The sequence below is a fragment of the Streptomyces sp. NBC_00258 genome, assembly GCF_036182465.1.
GTDB lineage: Bacteria > Actinomycetota > Actinomycetes > Streptomycetales > Streptomycetaceae > Streptomyces.
In genome coordinates, this window is the sequence record NZ_CP108081.1 from 2,892,305 (window position 1) to 2,911,833 (window position 19,529).

At 70.0% G+C, this 19,529-nt stretch carries 13 protein-coding genes; 9 read left to right on the top strand and 4 right to left on the bottom strand.

Annotation, left to right across the window (positions count from 1 at the left end; translation table 11 throughout):
- Positions 1-379 precede the first annotated feature (379 nt).
- Positions 380-832, top strand: coding sequence for a 2-oxo acid dehydrogenase subunit E2 (locus tag OG718_RS13105; RefSeq protein ID WP_223065012.1), 453 nt, complete (start codon positions 380-382; stop codon positions 830-832).
- A gap of 201 nt (positions 833-1,033) precedes the next feature.
- Positions 1,034-2,218: an ATP-grasp domain-containing protein gene (locus OG718_RS13110; protein ID WP_143644069.1), complete on the top strand. Its 1,185-nt coding sequence runs from the start codon at positions 1,034-1,036 to the stop codon at positions 2,216-2,218.
- A gap of 117 nt (positions 2,219-2,335) precedes the next feature.
- On the opposite strand, the gene OG718_RS13115 is transcribed toward OG718_RS13110, so the two are convergent.
- The 4 genes from OG718_RS13115 to OG718_RS13130 all read right to left on the bottom strand — a co-directional run bounded on the left by OG718_RS13115 (position 2,336) and on the right by OG718_RS13130 (position 8,600).
- Positions 2,336-3,208 (bottom strand): sulfotransferase family protein, encoded by an 873-nt coding sequence (locus OG718_RS13115; protein WP_260695854.1) that lies wholly within the window; start codon positions 3,206-3,208, stop codon positions 2,336-2,338.
- A gap of 151 nt (positions 3,209-3,359) precedes the next feature.
- Complete coding sequence (locus OG718_RS13120) at positions 3,360-6,413, bottom strand: alpha-mannosidase (RefSeq protein WP_328844208.1); 3,054 nt, start codon at positions 6,411-6,413, stop codon at positions 3,360-3,362.
- Between the two features lie 29 nt (positions 6,414-6,442).
- Positions 6,443-7,780 (bottom strand): 6-phospho-beta-glucosidase, encoded by a 1,338-nt coding sequence (locus tag OG718_RS13125; RefSeq protein ID WP_143644071.1) that lies wholly within the window; start codon positions 7,778-7,780, stop codon positions 6,443-6,445.
- Between the two features lie 70 nt (positions 7,781-7,850).
- Complete coding sequence (locus OG718_RS13130) at positions 7,851-8,600, bottom strand: DeoR/GlpR family DNA-binding transcription regulator (protein ID WP_055614767.1); 750 nt, start codon at positions 8,598-8,600, stop codon at positions 7,851-7,853.
- Positions 8,601-8,748: 148 nt separating this feature from the next.
- On the opposite strand from OG718_RS13130, the gene OG718_RS13135 reads away from it, so the two are divergent.
- From OG718_RS13135 to OG718_RS13165, 7 genes are read left to right on the top strand one after another with little or no spacing between them, the layout of a single operon-like run.
- The gene (locus tag OG718_RS13135) at positions 8,749-9,813 is read left to right on the top strand and encodes a carbohydrate kinase family protein (RefSeq protein WP_328844209.1); all 1,065 of its coding nucleotides are present in this window, start codon (positions 8,749-8,751) and stop codon (positions 9,811-9,813) included.
- A gap of 37 nt (positions 9,814-9,850) precedes the next feature.
- Positions 9,851-11,137 carry an extracellular solute-binding protein gene (locus OG718_RS13140; RefSeq protein WP_143644073.1) on the top strand — a complete coding sequence of 429 codons (1,287 nt, stop codon included), beginning with the start codon at positions 9,851-9,853 and terminating at the stop codon, positions 11,135-11,137.
- On the top strand, positions 11,137-12,099 hold the full coding sequence (locus tag OG718_RS13145) for a carbohydrate ABC transporter permease (protein ID WP_306936487.1): 963 nt from the start codon (positions 11,137-11,139) through the stop codon (positions 12,097-12,099). The genes OG718_RS13140 and OG718_RS13145 overlap by 1 nt, the downstream gene beginning before the upstream one ends.
- 14 nt (positions 12,100-12,113) lie before the next feature.
- Positions 12,114-13,010: a carbohydrate ABC transporter permease gene (locus OG718_RS13150; protein ID WP_079053580.1), complete on the top strand. Its 897-nt coding sequence runs from the start codon at positions 12,114-12,116 to the stop codon at positions 13,008-13,010.
- Entirely contained in the window at positions 13,010-15,925 is a 2,916-nt protein-coding gene (locus OG718_RS13155) for a glycoside hydrolase family 2 TIM barrel-domain containing protein (protein ID WP_328844210.1), read from the top strand. The genes OG718_RS13150 and OG718_RS13155 overlap by 1 nt, the downstream gene beginning before the upstream one ends.
- 45 nt (positions 15,926-15,970) lie before the next feature.
- Complete coding sequence (locus OG718_RS13160; protein ID WP_328844211.1) at positions 15,971-17,824, top strand: LamG-like jellyroll fold domain-containing protein; 1,854 nt, start codon at positions 15,971-15,973, stop codon at positions 17,822-17,824.
- A gap of 30 nt (positions 17,825-17,854) precedes the next feature.
- A complete protein-coding gene (locus OG718_RS13165; RefSeq protein WP_328844212.1) occupies positions 17,855-19,525 on the top strand; it encodes a PHP domain-containing protein in 1,671 nt (556 codons plus the stop codon).
- Positions 19,526-19,529: the final 4 nt, after the last annotated feature.

Sequence of the window (19,529 nt, forward strand, 5' to 3'; positions counted from 1 at the left end):
CCGGGCTCGAGGAGAGCCATGAGGCGCATCCGGCTCCGGGCGTCTGGTGGAGAGCGGGCCTTCCACGCTCGTCGAGCTGCATCGCGAGGGGCGGCTGGTTCGTGAGTGTCCCGGCGTTCGGCGGCTGCTCGGCGGAGCCTCGGACGCCGAACTCGCCCGGGCCGGGCAGCTGTTGGCGCGGCTCGATCCGGGCGAGGTGGTGGCGGAGCATCCGGGCCGTGCCGGCCGTGAGGGTCGCCGTCACCGGACACGGCACGCCGGCACCGCTGCTGCCGTCCCTGACCGTCGAACCGGCCCGCCACGGGCTGCTGTTGCGACCGGCCGAGGAGCACGAGCGGGTTGTCGGCCTCGACCTGGATACTTCCTGCTCGGTTGCCGGGTGTTCTCCCGAGGCATCGAGCAGACCGCGCTCTGTGCCGTGCTGCGACACGCCCGCGCACACGGCGCCCGGGCGGTGCGCGCGAGTTGCCGGACCACACCGAAGAACACCGAGGTCAAGGACTTCTACCCGAGGAACGGCTTCGTCCGGGTCGCCGACGACGACACGACAGCCACCTGCCGGAGCGACGGCACGACCATGACGTACGAGCACGGCCGGTGCCCGCGCGACGATGCCGGAGTTCGCCGGTGTCCGGGCTCTCCAGCGGCTGCCCGGGCCGCTGGTCACCCTCGCCCACCGTGCCGTGACGGGAGGGTCGTCGTCGCTCCGGTGCTGCCGCCGGGCCCCACGTTCGGCCACCGTGTGATCGGCGGGGCCGAGGCGGCGGACGTGCTCGCGGAGATCAAGGAGGGCCTGGAGTCCTTCAAGGAAAGCGGGGTCCCGGGGGCCTGACGTGCCTCAGGAGCACCGGCGGGCCCGTCCGGGCATTCTGTAACACGCACGTAGCAGCGAGCACGCTGCGGAAGCCCTATGATCGGCCCTACACAACCGCCACGGACTCCCGTTTTCGAACGGCGGTTTTGTGTACCCATTTACTCCTTGGCCGGGCACGGCTTGCTTTGCCGTGCCCGCGAACCCTGAAAGGCGGCCTGCATGGTCTCTCGCGTACGCGTCTGGCTCAACCGCACGTACGCGGAGAACGTGTTCTTCATGGATCAGCTACGGCGAAATCCGTGCGGCCGGGCCGTCGAGATCCACGCGACCCACGGCGACCCCGACTCCCCCATCCTCGCCGCGGCCGACGTCGCCGCGCTGGAGCCGGAGGGGCTGTCCCCGGCGGCATACGTCGAGTACGCGCTCGACCAGTGCGCCCGGCACTCCATCGACGTGTTCGTGCCGGTCCTGCACCAGGCGACCCTCGTCGAGCACCGCGAGGAGTTCGCCGCGGTCGGTACGGCGCTGCTCGCGCCGCCCGCGGAGGCCGTGCACACCTTCCAGGACAAGGTGATCGCGTACGAGGCGGTCGAAAAGCTCGGCATCCCGGCACCGCCGTGGTGGCGGGTGCGGACCGCGGAGGAACTGGTCACGGCGGTCGACGCGCTGGAGGCCGACGGTTACAAGGCCTGCTTCAAGCCGGCCTCCGGGGCGGGCGGCGTCGGTTTCCGCATCATCACGCGGACCCCCTTCTCCCTGATGCACCTCAACGGCTTCCCCAGCCCGTACGTGCCGCTGGACATGGTCGTCGAGGCGCTGGAGCAGGCCGACGAGCCGGTGGACTGGCTGGTCATGCCGCGTCTGGAGCAGCCGGAGGTGTCCGTGGACTGCCTGACCGGTCCGGACGGACGGGTACGGATGGCCGTGGGCCGGACCAAGAACGGCCGGCGGCGCGGCTTCACGCTCGACCCCAGGTGGATCGAGCCGTCCCGGCTGCTCGCGGAGTCGTTCGGGCTGCACTATCTGACGAACATTCAGTTCCGGATGCTCGGCGACGAACCGGTCCTCATGGACGTGAACACGCGCCCGGCCGGCGGCCTGCACCAGCTCTCGCAGTGCAGCATCAACGCCCCTTGGGCCGCTGTGCGGTTGGCGCTCGGCGAGGAGCCCGGCGACATCGTCCCGCCGTTCCTCGGGCAGGACTACACGGTGGTCGCGGGACCGCGTGCGGTACGGCCCGTGTCGCTGCCGCACCAGCAGCGCACGGACCTGGACGTCGCCGCGTCTGCGCCCGAGTCCGTCGTGAGCGCCCAGACAGCGCAGACCGCGCAGGTGGCTCCGGCGCCCCAGTCGGCTCAGACGACCCAGGCCGCCCAGACCTCGGACAGTCCCCTGACCGTCTGACCGGCCCGTACCGCCTTGGCGGAGTGCCGACTCCCGGTACCGTTCCCGAACACTGAGCGGTTGTCCCTGAGGACACTCGCCAAGGTTCCGAGAACGGCTCTCAAGAGGGGTGCCCGGTCAGTCGACCGGGTACCCCCACGCTTTTGCCAACTCGGCCAGTCGCGGCGGTAGTTGGGCCGTCGGGTCGGCCGGGCGGGCCTGCTGGATACGGCCCGACCTGATCGTGGGGCTCCAGTCGCCGAGCTGCGGGCGGAAGTCGCCGTGGTCCTTCTCGCCGTAGTCGAGCATCGTGCTCTCCCAGGGAACGCCGAGGTACTCGCACAGGCCGCGGGTGGTCCGCTCCGGGTGGGCGGTGAGTTCCTCGTACGTCATCACGTGGGCGTCGAGGGTGCGGCGGGCCTCGTCCAGCTTCTCGCTGTAGTCGAGGACCTCGGCGCGGATCTGTTCGTGGTCCGGGTCGGTGCGGCGGTCGGTGAGCGAGGCGACGACAGCGCCTGGGTGGCGGAGCAGCACGATGTAGCGGGCGTTCGGCCAACATCGGTGCAGGCGTGGCCACATGAGGGTGTTCGGCGGGGTCTTGTCGACGATGATCTGCTTGCCACTGCGGGCGAGTTCCAGGTGCAGCACCCGGTCCCACAGCACATGCTCCAGCTCGTCCTTGTCGAGTTCGAGTGCCCGCATGGCGTCGGCGGTGAAGTCGCGCGACAGGCTGATGTGCAGGGTGCGCAGATGCATCTCGTGCGGCGCGCGGATCCTGCTGTGGCTGTTCAGCAGAACCCTCAGGAGTGTCGAGCCCGAGCGCACGGAGGAGAGGACGAAGACCGGCGAGTCCACCAGCCGCGGGGCGGGCGGCGCGGTGTACGAGTCCCCGTCGGTCCTGGGCGTGGGCATGGCGTCGAGGTTCCGGCGCGGCGGGCTCACCGCCTGTGCCATCAGCCTTCCCCTGCGCCTCAGCCCTTTGCCGATCGCGGACATTCGCGGGTCTCGCACGGTGACACCTTTCTCTCGCACTGCCCCACATCACAGGGGCGACGGGCGAACTCCAGGTGTCGTGCAGGGAACAGGCACTGGTCACGGCGGGCGATGGACCCGCCGTGACCAGGCGTCTTACCGCTTCCTTAATTCTTCATGGGAAGCGTGGTCACTTGTTCCCCACAGCCAGTCGCAGCGTCTGGATCTCGAAGGGCCGCAGGGTGACGGACACACTGTCGCCGTCCGTGTCCGCCGTGGTCAGCGGGCGTTCCAGGAGGTCCGTGAGCTGGGCGCCCGCAAGCGGGAAGCCCGTGCGCAGGGTGCCCTGTGCACGGCCGCCGAGGGACTCGTAGACGCGTACGACGACATCGCCGGAGGCGTCGTCGGCGAGCTTGACCGACTCGATGGTCACGCCGCCCCCGCCCTCCACGGACACCACCGGCTGGGGGGTGCCCGCCGAGTCCGCCACCCGCAGCGGCAGGTTGAGCGAGTAGCCCTCGGCGACCGCGTCCTCGATGGTCGCGCCGGGCAGCAGCGCGTACGTGAAGCGGTGCTTGCCCTGGTCGGCCTCCGGGTCCGGGATGCGCGGGGCGCGGACCAGGCTGAGGTGGACCGTGGTGGTCGTGCCGCCGTCCTCGCGGACCGTGCGGGTGACGTCGTGGCCGTAGGTGGAGTCGTTGATGACCGCGACGCCGTAGCCGGGTTCGCCGATGTGGACCCAGCGGTGGCCGGAGACCTCGAAGCGGGCCGACTCCCAGCTGGTGTTGGTGTGCGTGGGCCGCTGGATGTGGCCGAACGCGATCTCGGCGGACGAGTGGGCCGCCCGGACGTCCACCGGGAAGCCTGCCTTGAGGAACTTCTCGGCCTCGTGCCAGTCGATGTCCGTCTCGAAGTCGATACGCGGGCTGCCGGCCCGGAGGCTGATCGTCTGGGTGATGCGCGAGCCCTTGCCGAAGGCGCGCTCCACGCGGATCGCGCCCAGCAGCGGGTCCTCCTCGACCACGGTCACCGACTCCGCGTCCAGCAGGTCCGTGTAGCGGTTCTTGTAGTGCTTGTCGACGTCCCACGCGTCCCAGTAGTTGGGGAGGTCCGTGTGCAGCCGGAGCAGGTTGCCCGTGTCGGCGAGGACCTCACGGCCGCCGGCGCGCAGGTCGCGTACGGAGGCCAGGGTGCCGTCCTCGGCCACCTCGACGCGGACGATGCCGTTGTCGAGGACGCGTCCGGCGACCGTCACCGGCGCGGGCCCCTCACCGGCACCGAGGGGTGCGCTGCCGTTCGCCGGGACGACGGTGTGGGCCAGGGTGCCGTCGGCGGTCCGTACGACCTCCCGGCGCTCGACCGGGCTCGTGTTGAAGACGCGGGTGCCGCCCGTGCCGAGGGCGGTGACCGCCTCGGCCGTGAGCTCCTCGACCTCCTTGGCGACGCGCGCGTACTCGGCCTCCGCCTCGCGGTGCACCCAGGCGATCGACGATCCGGGCAGGATGTCGTGGAACTGGTGGAGCAGGACCGTCTTCCAGAGCCGGTCGAGCTTCTCGTGCGGGTAGGCGTAGCCGGGCGCGTGGAGCGCGGCGGTCGTGGCCCACAGCTCGGCCTCGCGGAGCTTGTGTTCGCTGCGGCGGTTGCCCTGCTTGGTGCGGGCCTGCGAGGTGTAGGTGGCGCGGTGCAGCTCCAGGTAGAGCTCGCCGACCCAGACCGGGGCGTCCGGGTACTCCTCGCGGGCCTTGGCGAAGAAGTCGTCCGGGTGCTCGACGACGACCTTCGGGGAGCCTTCCAGGTCGGCGAGCCTGCGCGCCCGTTCCATGATCTCGCGTGTGGGGCCACCGCCGCCGTCGCCCCAGCCGAAGGGAGCCAGCGAACGCGTCGCGGCACCCTTCTCCTGGTAGTTGCGCGTCGCGCGGGCCATCTCCTCGCCGCTGAAGCGGGCGTTGTAGGTGTCGACGGGCGGGAAGTGGGTGAAGATCCGCGTGCCGTCGATGCCCTCCCACCAGAAGGTGTGGTGGGGGAACTTGTTGGTCTGGTTCCAGGAGATCTTCTGGGTCAGGAACCACTCGTTGCCCGCCAGCTTGGCGAGCTGCGGGTAGGCCGCGGTGTAGCCGAAGGAGTCCGGCAGCCAGACGCCCTTGGTCTCGACGCCGAAGTGCTCGATGAAGAAGCGCTTGCCGTGGATGAGCTGGCGGGCGACGGCCTCGCCGCCGGGCAGGTTGCCGTCGGCCTCGACCCACATGCCGCCGACCGGCGCCCACTGGCCCTTCTTGACGGACTCCTGGATGCGGGCCCAGACCTTCGGGTAGTTGTCGCGCACCCACTCGTACTGCTGGGCCTGCGAGCAGGCGAAGATGAAGTCGTCGTACTCGTCGGCGAGCGAGGTGACGTTCGAGAAGGTGCGGGACGTCTTGCGCTTGGTCTCGCGGATGGGCCAGAGCCAGGCGGAGTCGATGTGCGCGTGGCCGACGCCGGAGACGATGTGGGCGCTGGCGTTGGCGGGCTTGGACAGCGCGGGCTTCAGCGCGGCCCGTACGTCCGCCGCCGTGCCGGAGACGTCGTCGAGGTCCAGCAGGTCCAGGGCCCGGTCCAGGGTGTGCATGATCTCGTGCCGGCGCGGGTCGTGCTCGCCCAGCTCCAGCATCAGTTCGCGCAGCACCTGGACGTCGAGGTCGAGGTGCCAGACCTCCTCGTCGAGGACGGCGATGTCGGCGCGCTGGAAGGTGTAGATCGGCTTGTCGCCCGCGGTGAGCTTGTCGCCCATGGGCGTGATCTTGGAGAAGTTGTCGGCGAGGATGTCCGGGTTGGAGGCCGCCTCGACCAGGTAGTCGATCCGCTCGCCGCCGACGGCGGGGTTGGCGATCGCCACGTACTGGTTGAGCGGGTTGACCGCCTTCAGCGGAGTGCCGTCCGTGAGGTGGACGAGCGCCTCGGCCTGGTTGCCCGGCCAGTCGCCGATGAAGCCGAGGTCGATGACGGCCTCGACGCGCTTGCCGGCCCACTCGGCGGGCACCTGGCCGCGCATCCGGAACCAGGTGGTGCCCCAGGGCGGGCCCCAGGGGGTGTCCATCGCGAAGGGCTCGTACGAGGCGGACGCGGCCTCCTCGAAGGGGACGGGCTCGCCCGGTGCCTGCCAGGCCTCGACCTCGAAGGGTACGGAGGCGGCGTAGATCGCGGTCTTGATGCGCTGGTCGTGGACGCGCTGGACGCGCTCTTCGATCCGGCGGCGTTCGTCGTGCATCTCAAGTCTCCAGGTAGCGGGGAAAGCGCTTACTCAAGGTACGCCAAGCCGGGATGGGCCCCGGTGTAGCCGTCGACCAGCCTGCGGGCGACGTTCACGGAATCGACGAGCGGGTGCAGGGCGAAGGCCTTCACGGCCGTCGCGCGGGAACTCGACTCGGCGGCGGCGAGCACCTCGCGCTCCACGGCCTTGACCGCGCAGACGAGGCCAGTCGCGTGGTCCGGAAGCGGGGCGACGGCGACGGGGTGGGCGCCGTTGGCGTCGACGAGGCAGGGCACCTCGATGACGGCGTCCGCGTCGAGCACCGAGAGGGTGCCCTGGTTGCGGACGTTGAGGATCAGCGTGGTGCGCTCGTCGCGGGCGATGGCCCGCATCAGGGCGAGCGCCACCTTCTCGTAGCCGCCGGACAGGTCGTCGGCGTCACGCTCGCCCGCGCCGGCCGTCTCCCGGTTCTCCGACATGTACGTGGCCTCGCGCTCGGCGCGCGTACGGTCCCAGGCGGTGAGGGCGGAAGCGTCGGGCCGCTTCATCTCCTCGTAGAAGTGCTCCTGCTGGTCGCGGAGGAACGCGCCGCGGGTCTTCTCGGCCTCGCTGTAGGCGCGGACCGCTTCCCGGTTGAAGTAGTAGTAGTGCAGGTACTCGTTCGGGATGGCGCCGAGCGACTGGAGCCACTCGGTACCGAAGAGCTTGCCCTCCTCGAAGGACCCGAGGAGGTCCGGGTCGGCGAGCAGCCGCGGGAGTTCGTCGCGTCCGGCGACGTGCAGGCCGCGGACCCAGCCGAGGTGGTTGAGGCCGACGTAGTCGATCCAGGCCTCGCGCGGGTTGGCGCCGAGCACACGGGCGATACGGCGGCCGAGGCCGACCGGCGAGTCGCAGATGCCGATGACGCGGTCGCCGAGGTGGCGGGACATGGCCTCGGTGACGAGCCCTGCCGGGTTGGTGAAGTTGATGAGCCAGGCGTCGGGCGCGAGCCGGGCCACGCGCCGGGCGATGTCCACGGCGACGGGCACCGTGCGCAGCCCGTACGCGATGCCGCCGGCGCCGACCGTCTCCTGTCCGAGGACGCCCTGGTCGAGGGCGACGCGCTCGTCGGCCGCGCGGCCTTCGAGGCCGCCGACGCGGATCGCGGAGAAGATGAAGTCGGCGCCGCGCAGTGCTTCGTCGAGGTCGGTGGTGGCGGTCACGGTCGGTGCGTCGGCGACGTCCGCCGCCTGCTCGGCGAGGACGCGGGCGACGGCGGAGAGCCGTCCCGCGTCCAGGTCGTGCAGCACGACGTCGGTGACGCGGCCCTCGCCGCGGTCCCCGAGGAGCGCCCCGTACACGAGCGGCACGCGGAATCCGCCGCCGCCCAGAATCGTCAGCTTCACGCAACTGCCCTTTCGATGTTCGTCGAGGACCTTGAGTTCCTCGATGTCCGCGAACCGGCGCGCACGCCGTTCACGTCAGCACCACGCGCACACCCGCCTCCTCCAGGGCGGACCGCGTTCCGGCGTCCGCCGGCCCGTTGGTCACCACCACGTCCAGTTCCTCGGGCCCGCAGACCTTGGCCATGCCCGTACCCGGGAACTTGGCGCGGTCGGCGAGCAGCACGACCCGCTCGGCCGCCTTGATCATGGCCCGCTTGACCGGCACCTCGACGACCGTCGTGTCCATCACCTGCCCGCCGGGCCGCACTCCACTGGTGCCGAGGAACAGCCAGTCCGCGTGCAGCTGACGCAGGTTGTCCTCGGTGAGGAAGCCGACCAGCGAGCGGTACTCGCGGCGGACCATGCCGCCGAGCAGCACCAGTTCGATGCCCTCGTCGTCCACGAGCTCCTCGTAGACCACGAGGTTGCTGGTGATCACGGTGATCCGGCGGCCGTGCAGCTGCCGGGCCAGCCGGTACGCGGTGGTGCCGATGTCGAGCAGGACCGACTGGCCGTCCTCGACCATCGCGGCGGCACGTTCGGCTATGGCGTCCTTCTCGGCCACGCGCACCTCGGCGACCTCGGCGAAGGGCTGGTCGCCCTCCTCGGCGACCGCCCCGCCGTGCACGCGGGTGAGCAGTCCCTCCTCCTCCAGTTTGAGCAGGTCACGCCTGACTGTGGCGGGGCTCACACCCAGCTGCTCCGAGAGGTCGGTCACGGCTGCGGGGCCCCCGTTTCGCAGGGCCCGCAGGATGAGTTGATGTCGTCGCTCTGCCAGCACGCGCTGAACAGTACTCGTCATTCGCAATCATTTCCATGCTCAGTTCTGCTCGACTCTTGCCAAATCAGCCAGAGGCGCGCACGATCCTGTCCACCGAAACACGATCCCGTGCATCGAAAGTGAAGAGTTTTGACGAGAGGATGCGCTCGTGGGTGACGAACGGCCCGACGCGCGGCCCGATGTGCTGCTGACCGGGCTGCTCTTCTACGACCTCGTCCTGACCGGTCTGGGCAAGCCGCCGACCCCCGGCGAGGAGATCTGGACCGACGGGATGGGCACGAGCCCGGGCGGGATCGCGAACCTGGCCGTGGCCGCGGCCCGCTACGGCCTGAACACGTCTCTGGCCACGGTGTTCGGCGACGACTACTACGGCGCCCACTGCCGTGAGGTCCTCGCGGAGCAGGAGCACATCGACCTCTCGCTCTCCCGTACCGCGGACGGCTGGCACACCCCCGTCACCGTCTCGATCGCGTACGGCCACGACCGCGCCCTGGTCACCCACGGCCAGGAACCCCCGTACTCGCAGGACGCGCTCATGGGTGACCCGCCCGCCGCGCGCACGGCCCTCGTGCACATCGAGGCCGAACCCCGCGAGTGGCTCGCCAAGGCGGCGGCGAACGGTACGAAGATCTACGCGGACGTCGGCTGGGATCCCACCCAGCAGTGGTCCTCGGCCCTCCTCGACCAGCTCGCCCTGTGCCACGCCTTCGTCCCGAACGACACCGAGGCGATGGCGTACACCCGCACCGACACCGCGGCCGACGCACTCGGCAAGCTCTCCGAGCTGGTGCCGGTGGCCGTGGTCACCCGCGGCGGCGACGGCGCGCTCGCCGTCGACCAGACGACGGGCGAGTACGCGGACGTACCCGCCCTCGCCACCGAGGTGCTGGACGCGACGGGTGCCGGAGACGTCTTCGGCGCGAGTTTCGTCGCGGCCTCCCTCGAAGGCTGGCCCCTCGAAGAGCGGCTGCGCTTCGCGGTGCTGGCCGCCGGACTGTCCGTACAGCGGCACGGCGGGGCTCTCGCCGCGCCCGGCTGGTACGGCGTCCACCGGTGGTGGCAGTCGGTCCGGAACACCGAGAACCCCGAAAACACCGAACTGCGGCGGGCGTACGGCTTCCTGGCCGACCGCCTGCCCACCGACCCCGGACCGCCGGTCCCCCACGCCCCGGTGACCCCACCCGCCCCCCACGGCATTCCCGATCTCCCCTGATGCGAAGACCGAACACATCCGAAAGGCGGTGGGAGCTGTGCGGCTCTCACGAAGGGGCCTGCTCCGCGCGGGTCTGGCCGGTACGGCCGCCACGGCGCTCGGCGGCCTGGCAACCGGCTGCGCCGTCCCGACCGGCTCGACCGGCCGGAACATGGTCCTGTGGTACTGGAGCGGCGGACTGAGCGACACCGTCGTCAAGAAGGCCAAGGCGCGCTACGACTCGTCGGTCGACCTGGACGCGATCCAGATCGGCGGCTACTACCGCTCCAAGCTGATCACCACGATGACCGGCCAGGCCCACATCCCCGACATCGCGGGGCTCAAGGGCGAGGACATGGCGTCCTACCTGCCGAACGCGGACCAGTTCATCGATCTGCGGACCCTCGGCGCCGAGAAGCTCAAGAGCCAGTACCTGGACTGGAAGTGGCAGCAGGCGGTCGCACCGGACGGCAGCCTCATCGGCTTCCCCATCGACGTGGGCCCGGTGGTGCAGTACTACCAGCCGGCGGTCTACGAGAAGGCCGGGCTGGCGCACGAACCGGACGACGTCTCCTCGGAGATGAACACCTGGGACAAGTTCTTCGCGGCCGGTGAGCAGCTCAAGAAGCGCATCCCGGGCACGTACATCCTGACCGACGTCGGCAGCGTCTTCGAGATGTCGATCGGCCAGGGGACCACCCGGTATGTGAACCGGGACAAGCACTTCATCGGCGACGGCGAGCACGTACGCGTCTGCTGGGACCGTGCGGTGGAGGCCAAGCGGCGCGGGATCGTCTCCGACCTCGTGACGGGCACCCCCGACTCCATCTCGGCCACCGAGAAGGGCCGGCTGCCGAGCCAGCTCAACGCCTCCTGGGCGGCCGGTGACCTCAAGCTCCAGTACCCGAAGACCAAGGGCAGGTGGCGAGTGGCGAACTGCCCGGGCGGCCCGTCGAACGTCGGCGGCTCGTTCCTGGCGATCACCAAGGCGTGCCGCGAACCCGAGAAGGCCTTCGAGATCATCACCTGGCTGCTCAACGCGGACAACCAGGCCCAGGGCTTCGTCGACGCCGGACTCTTCCCGTCGACCCCCGCCTCGTACGACATGAAGAAGCTGCGCGAGCCCGACCCGTTCTTCGGCGACCAGATCACGATGGACGTCTACGGGCCGGCCGCGGAGAAGATCCCGGTCGCCTTCAACAGCCCGTTCGACGTGGCTCTCGGGCAGCCGATCAAGGACGAGATCAAGAACGTCGGCGTCCTCGGCAAGGACCCCAAGAAGGCCTGGAGGGACGCCATGAGCAAGTGCCGGCGCATCGCGGACCACCTGGGGGTGAGTCACTGATGGCTACCGTGCCCCTGGTCGAGAAGCCCCCGGCGCCCGCCGTGGAGCCACCCACCCCCAACCCCAGGAAGAGCATCCGGAGTTACTGGCGGCTGTACGCCGCGATCTCGCCCTTCTATCTGCTGTTCCTCGCCTTCGGTCTGATCCCGGTCGGCTTCTCGCTGTATCTGTCGTTCCACCGCTGGGACGGTCTGGGATCGATGCAGTACGCCGGGCTGTCGCAGTACAAGTACCTGCTGTCGGACACCGACTTCTGGAGTTCGATCGGCAACACGATCATCATCTGGGCGCTGGCCACCTTCCCCATGATCTTCCTGGCGATGGTGACGGCCGTGATGCTCAACTCGGCGGTGCGCTTCAAGAAGATCTACCGCTTCGCGTTCTTCCTGCCCAACGTCACCTCGGTGGTGGCCGTCGCGATCATCTTCGGCTCGGTCTTCTCCACCAACTTCGGCCTGGTGAACGCGCTTCTGCAGGCGGTCGGTCTCGACCAGGTGGCCTGGCTGAACACCCCGTGGGGCATCAAGGTCGCCATCGCCACCCTGATGACCTGGCAGTGGACCGGATACAACGCGATCATCTTCCTCGCCGGACTCCAGACGATCCCCGGTGAGCTGTACGAGGCCGCGCGCGTCGACGGCGCCGGGCCCATCCAGACCTTCTTCCGGATCACGCTGCCGATGATGCGGCCCGTGCTGCTCTTCGTCCTCGTCATCTCGACGGTCACCGGACTGCAGAGCTTCTCCGAACCCCAGGTGCTGCTGCAGACCACGGCCAACGAGTCGACGTTCTCCGGCGGTCCCGACCACGCCGGCCGGACGATGGTCCTCTACTTCTTCCAGCAGACCTTCGACAACAACGACTTCGGTTACGGCGCCGCCGTGGCCTGGGGCATCTTCCTCGTCGTCGTCATCTTCTCGATCATCAACTGGCGCTTGGTGCAGCGCCGGGGCGAAGACTAGGGAGGCACGTCACCATGACAATCACCGATGTCAAGCCCACCGAGTCCGAGCCCGGCAAGGCCAGGCACGGCAAGAACAAGCGCATCGACGGCACCCGGCGCAGGGGCATCGCCCTCCACGCCTCGCTGATCCTCGGCGTGCTGCTCTCCGCGTTCCCGTTCTACTGGGCCGTGATCATGTCGACGCACTCGTCGACCGAGATCTTCTCCTACCCGCCGAAGCTGCTGCCCGGATCGCACCTCGGCGACAACCTCAGCAAGCTCTTCGACAGCATCGACTTCTTCGGGTCGATGTTCAACTCGCTGCTCGTCGCCACCACGGTGACGGTCCTCGTGCTCTTCTTCGACTCGCTGGCCGCGTTCGTCTTCGCGAAGTTCAGCTTCCCGGGCCGGGGGGTGCTGTTCGCCATGATGATGATGATCTTCATGGTGCCGGCGCAGCTCCAGGCCATCCCGCAGTTCGTGATCATGGCGAAGCTCGGCTGGATCGGCTCGATGACCTCGCTGGTCGTGCCGGCGGCCGCGAACGCGTTCGGCATCTTCTGGATGCGGCAGTACATGAAGAGCGCGATCCACGACGAGCTGCTCGACGCCTCCAAGCTCGACGGGGCCAGCTTCATGCGCCAGTACTGGCACGTGGCCCTGCCGGTCGTCCGGCCCGGTCTCGCCTTCCTCGGCATCTTCACCTTCATGGGCCAGTGGAACGACTACGCCTGGCCGTTGATCGCCCTCACCAACCCGGACAACGTGACCCTCCAGGTCGCGCTGTCCCAGCTCAACGGTGTCCACGGCACCACGGACTACGGGATGGTCATGACGGGTGCCGTACTGGCCCTCATCCCACTGCTGATCGTCTTCGCGATCGGCGCCAAGCAGATCATCGCGGATCTCGGCAAGGGAGCCATTCGCTGATGCGACGCGATCACCTGATCGCCCTGCGCCCCTGGGAGGCACCGGAGGTGACCTCCTGGGGGCGGCTGGCCATGAACGCGGTGGACCGGCGCTCCGGTGCGCTGTCCCTGGACGGCTCCTGGCACTTCCAGCTGCTGCCCTCGCCCATGGGCTGCTCGGGCGAGTGGACCCGGACCGAGGTGCCTGGCACCTGGACCACGCAGAGCGGCGACGACCTGCCCCAGTACACCAACGCGCAGATGCCGTGGGCCGAGATCCCGCCCGCCTCGCCCGCCGCCAACCCGACGGGCATATACGAGCGTTCCGTCGACATCCCCGCCGAGTGGGCCGGACGCCGGATCGTCCTCCAGGTCGGCGCGGCCGAGAGCGTGCTCCTGGTCCATGTGAACGGCCGTCCGGTCGGCATCTCCAAGGACTCCCACCTCGCCGCCGAGTTCGACCTCTCCGACGTCGTACGCCCCGGGGACCCGGCCACCGTGCGGTTCACCGTCGTCAAGTGGTCCGACGCCTCGCACATCGAGGACCAGGACCAGTGGTGGCACGCCGGGATCACCCGCTCGGTGCTGCTGTACGCGACCGATCCGCTGCATCTCGCGGACGTGACCGTGCGGGCCCGGCGGGACGGACGGCTCCGGGTCGACTGCCAGGTACGCGACGCTTCGGGACCGCTGCCGCGGGGGTGGTACGTCACCGGGGCACTGGAGGACCAACTCCTCGCCCAGGACACCGAGTTCGACCGTTTCAACGCCGAGGACATGCGGGTGTCCGACTTCCTCGGCGAGGCCCGGCTGCGGGTCACCGTCGAGAACGTGTGGCCGTGGACCGCCGAGACACCCGAGCTGTACGACCTGGCCGTGCGACTGCACCGCGCCGACGGCTCGGTCGCCGACACCTCGCACCACCGGGTCGGGTTCCGGGACGTCGAGATCCGCGGCCGGGACCTGCTGGTCAACGGCGAGCGCGTCTACATCCGGGGCGTGAACCGGCACGACTTCCACCCGCTGACCGGGCGCACGGTCACCACGGAGGACATGCGCGCGGATCTGGTCGTCATGAAGCGCTTCGGCTTCAACGCGATCCGCACCGCCCACTACCCGAACGACCCGACGCTGTACGACCTCGCCGACGAGCTGGGCTTCTACGTCGTGGACGAGGCGAACATCGAGTCGCACGACCACGCCCACGAGATCGCCGACGACCCCCGCTATCTGCCCGCCTTCGTGGACCGGGTCTCGCGCATGGTGCTGCGCGACAAGAACCATCCGTCGGTCATCGTCTGGTCGCTCGGCAACGAGTCCGACTACGGCGCCAACCACGACGCGGCGGCGGGCTGGGTCCGGCGCCACGATCCGACCCGGCCGATCCAGTACGAGGGAGCCGCCAAGATCGACTGGGCGGATCCGACGGCCGCGTCCGACATCGTCTGCCCCATGTACGCGCCGATCGAGGACTGCGTCGCGCACGCCCTGTCGGGGAAGCAGACCATGCCGCTCATCCAGTGCGAGTACTCGCACGCCATGGGCAACAGCAACGGCACGCTCGCCGACACCTGGGCCGCCATCGAGTCCACCCCGGGTCTTCAGGGCGGCTTCATCTGGGAGTTCTGGGACCACGGCATTCTCCAGCGTGTGAACGACGGAAGACCTGCCGGGCGTGGGGGCGCCGGGCTGTACGAGCACGGAGTCGCCGCGCCCGGCCATCGCTGGGCCTACGGCGGCGACTTCGGCGAGACCATCCACGACGGGGCGTTCATCGCCGACGGCGTGGTGTTCCCGGACCGCACGCCCAAGCCGGTGATGTACGAGCACCGGGAGATCGCGGCACCGGTCCGCCTCACCTACGACCAGGGGGTGCTCCTGGTCCACAACCGGCAGCACTTCCGGGGCCTGGAATGGCTGGCGGCCGAGTGGTGCCTGGTCCTCGCGGACGGCACCACGGTGACAGCACCGGCCGAGCTGCCCGACGTACTGCCGGGCGAGTCCGCGGCGGTGTCGCTGCCGTTCCCCGTGCCGGAGGGCGAGTCCTGGCTGACGCTGCGGGTCGTCACCGCGGACGACGAGGCCTGGGCGCCGCTCGGCACCGAGGTGTGTCTGCCGCAGGTCCGGCTGGGCGAGGCCGTCGCCGACGCGACGCCGGAGCCCGCGGCCGGCCCGGCCGTCACGCTGGACACGGACGCTCTGCTGGTCCATCCGCTGCTGACCGCCTCGCCCGTGCTCTCGCTGTGGCGGGCGCCCACCGACAACGACGAGCTGGGCGGCATGGCGGCCCGCTGGCACGACTGGGGGCTCGACGAGCTCGTACGCAAGGTCGTGGACGTGCGTGAGGAGGGCTCCCGGGTCGTCGTGGTCGCCGAGTACGCGACCGGGGCCGGGCCCGTCCGCCACGAGCAGGTGTTCACCCCGGTCGCCGGCGGTCTCCGGGTCGAGGAGTCGGCCGAACTGCCGGAGGGCCTCGACGACGTGGCCCGCGTCGGCACGGTCTTCGAGACGGTCGCCGGGCTCGATGTCCTGGACTGGTACGGGCAGGGCCCCTGGGAGTCCTACCCGGACCGGAGCACGGGTGCGCCCGTGGGGCACCACTCGCTCCCGGTGGACGAGTTGTTCACCCCCTATCTGCGGCCGCAGGAGAGCGGCGGCCGGCACGGTGTGCGCCGGTTCACGCTGTCGGCGCCGGACGCCACGGGACTGACCGTGGAGCTCGGGGCGCCGGGGCAGGTCTCCGTCAACCGGTACCGGGCCGGGGACCTGGCGACCGCCGCGCACCACGACGAGCTGGTGCCGCGGCCCGGCTGTGTCGTGCACCTCGACGCCGCGCACCGGGGGCTCGGCACGGCGTCGTGCGGGCCCGACACCTCGGCCGAGTACCTCGTCGCTCCTGGCACCCATCGGTGGGCCTGGGCGCTGCGCGTGCTCTGAACCCCGTTCCGCAAGCCACGCATTCCCCCCTTTCACGGAGCAGACGTGTGTACTTCGCATGAGCACGACCAGACCCTCTGCGAGACCGAGCAGGCAGGCGCCGGCAGACGGAACTTCCTGCGGGCGACCGCGCTGATCGGCGCGGCCACGGCGGCGGTCGCGCTGCCTGCAGCCACCACGCAGGCGGTGCCGGGCTCGAAGGCCCGCTGGAGACCCGACCCCGACAGCCGCCGCTTCACCCTCGCCGTCATGCCCGACACGCAGTACCTCTTCGACGGGCCCAGCATCGACAAGGCGCCCGTCGAGGCGTCCCTGCGCTATCTGCTGGAGCACGGGCGCGACGAGAACATCGTGTTCCTGTCCCACCTCGGAGACCTCACGCAGAACGGCGCGAAGGCGGAGTGCGCGGCGATCGGCGACGCCTTCCGGCTGCTCGACCGGCAGGGCGTCGGCTACAGCGTCCTGGCGGGCAACCACGACGTGAAGTCGTCGACGGACGACCAGCGCGGCCCGACCCCGTATCTGGACGTCTTCGGCCCGGACCGCTTCAAGGGCAGGTCCACCTACGGGGGCGCCTCGCCGGACGGCTACAACACCTTCCACCTGTTCCGGGCCGCCGGGCGGGAGTGGATGGTGCTCGCGCTGGACTGGCGGCTGTCGGCGAAGGGCTTCACGTGGGCCAGGGACGTCATCGCCCGGCACCCGAAGACGCCGGTGATCCTGACGACGCACGAGCTGGTCGACGAGGACGACTCGCTCTCCTCGTACGGACAGCAGCTGTGGGACCAGCTCATCGAGGACCACGACCAGATCTTCCTGACCCTCAACGGCCACTACTGGCCGGCGGCCAGGGCGACGCGCAAGAACGCGGCGGGACATGACGTCCATCTGCACCTGACGAACTATCAGAACCGCTACTTCGGCGGCGCGGCGATGATCCGCCTCTACCGCTTCGACCTCGACCGGAACACCGTGGACGTGGAAACGGTCTCCCCGTGGATCCTCGGCCGGGCCGCGAAGGGGCTCAACGAGCTGGAGCGCCAGGAGAGCGAACTCAGCGGTGACACCGACCGGTTCACCGTCGGGATCGACTTCGAGGAGCGCTTCTCCGGGTTCGCGCCGGTGCCCGCCCGCCCGGCACGTCCCGCGTCGAAGATGCTGATACCGGGCACGGTCGCGTACTGGCGCTTCGACGGCAAGGACGACGGGGCCGCCGTGACCGGCACGGTCCGCGATGTGTCCGGGCGCGGCAACGACCTGTCCGTGGTCACGGTGGCGGGCGGCTCGCTCACCTGGTCGTCGGACCACCACCCGGACCAGCCGGGCCACGGCAGCCTGGACTTCCACGGCGGCAAGCCTCCACTCAAGGGTGCCTATCTGCGGACGGTCGACGGCGCGCCGCTCAACTCGGCCACCTTCAAGGCGGGTTACACCATCGAGGCCTTCTACCGGCTGCCCGCCGACTGGGATCCCTCGCGTGACGCGTGGGCCGGGCTGCTCGGCCGCACCGGTACGGGCGGCGCCGCGGGGAAGACCGCCGACGACCCGGACGAGCCCATCGCCACGCTGTCGCTGTCGAACGACCGCGAGCCCCAGTGGGCCATGCGCCCTCTCAACCAGCAGGGAATCGCGACCAACTGGGGCCAGGAGACACCGCTGGAGACGTGGTGGCACGTCGCCGTCGTCAACGACGGACGGCACACCACCCTGTACGTCCAGGGCTGCCCGGTGGTGCGCAACCCGAAGGCGTCGTCCGTCGGCATCACCTCGGTCGGCCTGCCCTGGATCCTCGGCGGCTACGAGTACGCCGGGAAGATCGACCAGATCCTGCACGGACGGCTCGGTGACGTACGGATCGTCGAACGCGCCCTGCCCGTCACGTCGTTCATGAACCACTGATCCATCGAACTCCGAGGGACTCACCAGACCATGACCGAGCAGCAGCTGCCCGCCTGGGCAGATCCGTCCGTCTCCCCCGCCGCCCTCGACGCGCAGGGCGTGTCCCGGCGCCAGCTCATGCGCCGTGCGGGCCTGTTCGGTGCCGCCTTCGCCGCCGGGTCGCTGGCGACGCCCGCCGTGGCGAGCGCGAAGGGTTTCGGCGGCAACGACCCGCGCCTCGCCTACCTCGTCGGCGACCACCACGTGCACTCCGTCTACAGCCACGACGCGAAGTACACGTTCTCCCAACTCGCCCAGGCGAGCGCCGAGTACGGCCTCGACTGGATGGTGTTCAACGAGCACTCCAACTTCGGGCACGCCCAGTACGGGGCGAAGCTGGAGCACGAGGAGATCCTCAAGGCCCGTGCGGCGAACCCGCGTCAGCTGATCTTCCAGGGCCTGGAGTGGTACATCCCGGGCGCCGAGCACTGCACGGTCTTCGCGGCTCCCGGCCGCCACGAGGTGGACCTGCTCACGAAGTTCGAGCTGGCCTACGACGGCAAGCTGCTCGGCTACACGGCAGGCGGTCCCACCCACCCCGACACCCCGCGCAACGAGGCGCACGCCGTCAAGGCCATCAAGTGGCTCGCCGCACAGCGCCGTTCGGGCTACGTGGACGACGTGCTGGTCTTCGCCAACCACCCGATGCGCCTGGGCATCGACTCCCCGCACGAGATGCGGGGCTGGCGGGACGCGGCCCCCGAGATCATGATCGGCATGGAGGGCGCCCCCGGTGCGCAGGGCGGTGCCATCCCCGGCTGGCGCGGTCCGACGTCGATACGCGGCGAGTACGAGAACAAGCCCTCGGCGGACTCCTGGCCCGGCTATCCGACGGACTCGTACCTCACGTACGGCGGCTTCGACTGGATGACGGCGACCGTCGGCGGCATGTGGGACGCCATGCTCTCCGAGGGCAGGCTGTTCACGATCACCACCAACTCCGATGTGCACCGGGTGGTGTTCGACACCTGGAAGAACGGCGACTGGCCGTCTGGGCAGAACTTCGACAACACGGGCCGCCTGCCCGACCCGGTCAACACCACCGAGCCGCAGCCGGGCGGCGACTTCTGGCCCGGCCAGTTCAGCCGCACGCACGTCGGCGTGACCCGCTACGGCTACCGCTCGGTGATGGCGGGCCTGCGCGCGGGCCGGGTCTGGCTCGACCACGGCCATCTGCTCGACGGTCTCGACGTACGGCTGAAGCGGGACTGCGACCACGGCCGGGGCGTCACACTGGGCGGGCGTCTGCGCGTCCGCAAGGGCGAGAAGCTCACCCTGAACGTGACGGTGACGACGGCCTCGCGACCCAACCCGCACGACATCCTGCCCGAGCCGGCCCACGTGGACGTCATCCGCGGCGCGGTGCGCGGCCCGGCGGCCGACCGGGACAACTGGCGGGCGCCGGCCACCAGGGTCGTGCACACGTCGGACGTGTCCGGCCGCAAGGGCACGTACACCCTGCGCATCCCGCTGACGGCCGGGGACGAGTCCTTCTACGTGCGGCTGCGCGGCAGCGACGGCAACCGGCACGGCGCCGGGTACCTGGGCGCGTCGGTCGACCCGCACGGGCCCATTCCGCACGAGCCGGGCGACGGTGATCCGTGGCTCGACACGTGGTTCTACTCCAACCCCGTGTTCGTGGAGGTCGCCGGCCACCGGTGAGGCC

What these genes read in the sequence shown, in the direction of transcription:
- OG718_RS13150 (WP_079053580.1), top strand. Translation starts at nt 12,114, where the DNA reads ATGACAATCACCGATGTCAAGCCCACCGAGTCCGAGCCCGGCAAGGCC.
- OG718_RS13110 (WP_143644069.1), top strand. Translation starts at nt 1,034, where the DNA reads ATGGTCTCTCGCGTACGCGTCTGGCTCAACCGCACGTACGCGGAGAAC.
- OG718_RS13155 (WP_328844210.1), top strand. Translation starts at nt 13,010, where the DNA reads ATGCGACGCGATCACCTGATCGCCCTGCGCCCCTGGGAGGCACCGGAG.
- OG718_RS13145 (WP_306936487.1), top strand. Translation starts at nt 11,137, where the DNA reads ATGGCTACCGTGCCCCTGGTCGAGAAGCCCCCGGCGCCCGCCGTGGAG.
- OG718_RS13165 (WP_328844212.1), top strand. Translation starts at nt 17,855, where the DNA reads ATGACCGAGCAGCAGCTGCCCGCCTGGGCAGATCCGTCCGTCTCCCCC.
- OG718_RS13120 (WP_328844208.1), bottom strand. Translation starts at nt 6,413, where the DNA reads ATGCACGACGAACGCCGCCGGATCGAAGAGCGCGTCCAGCGCGTCCAC.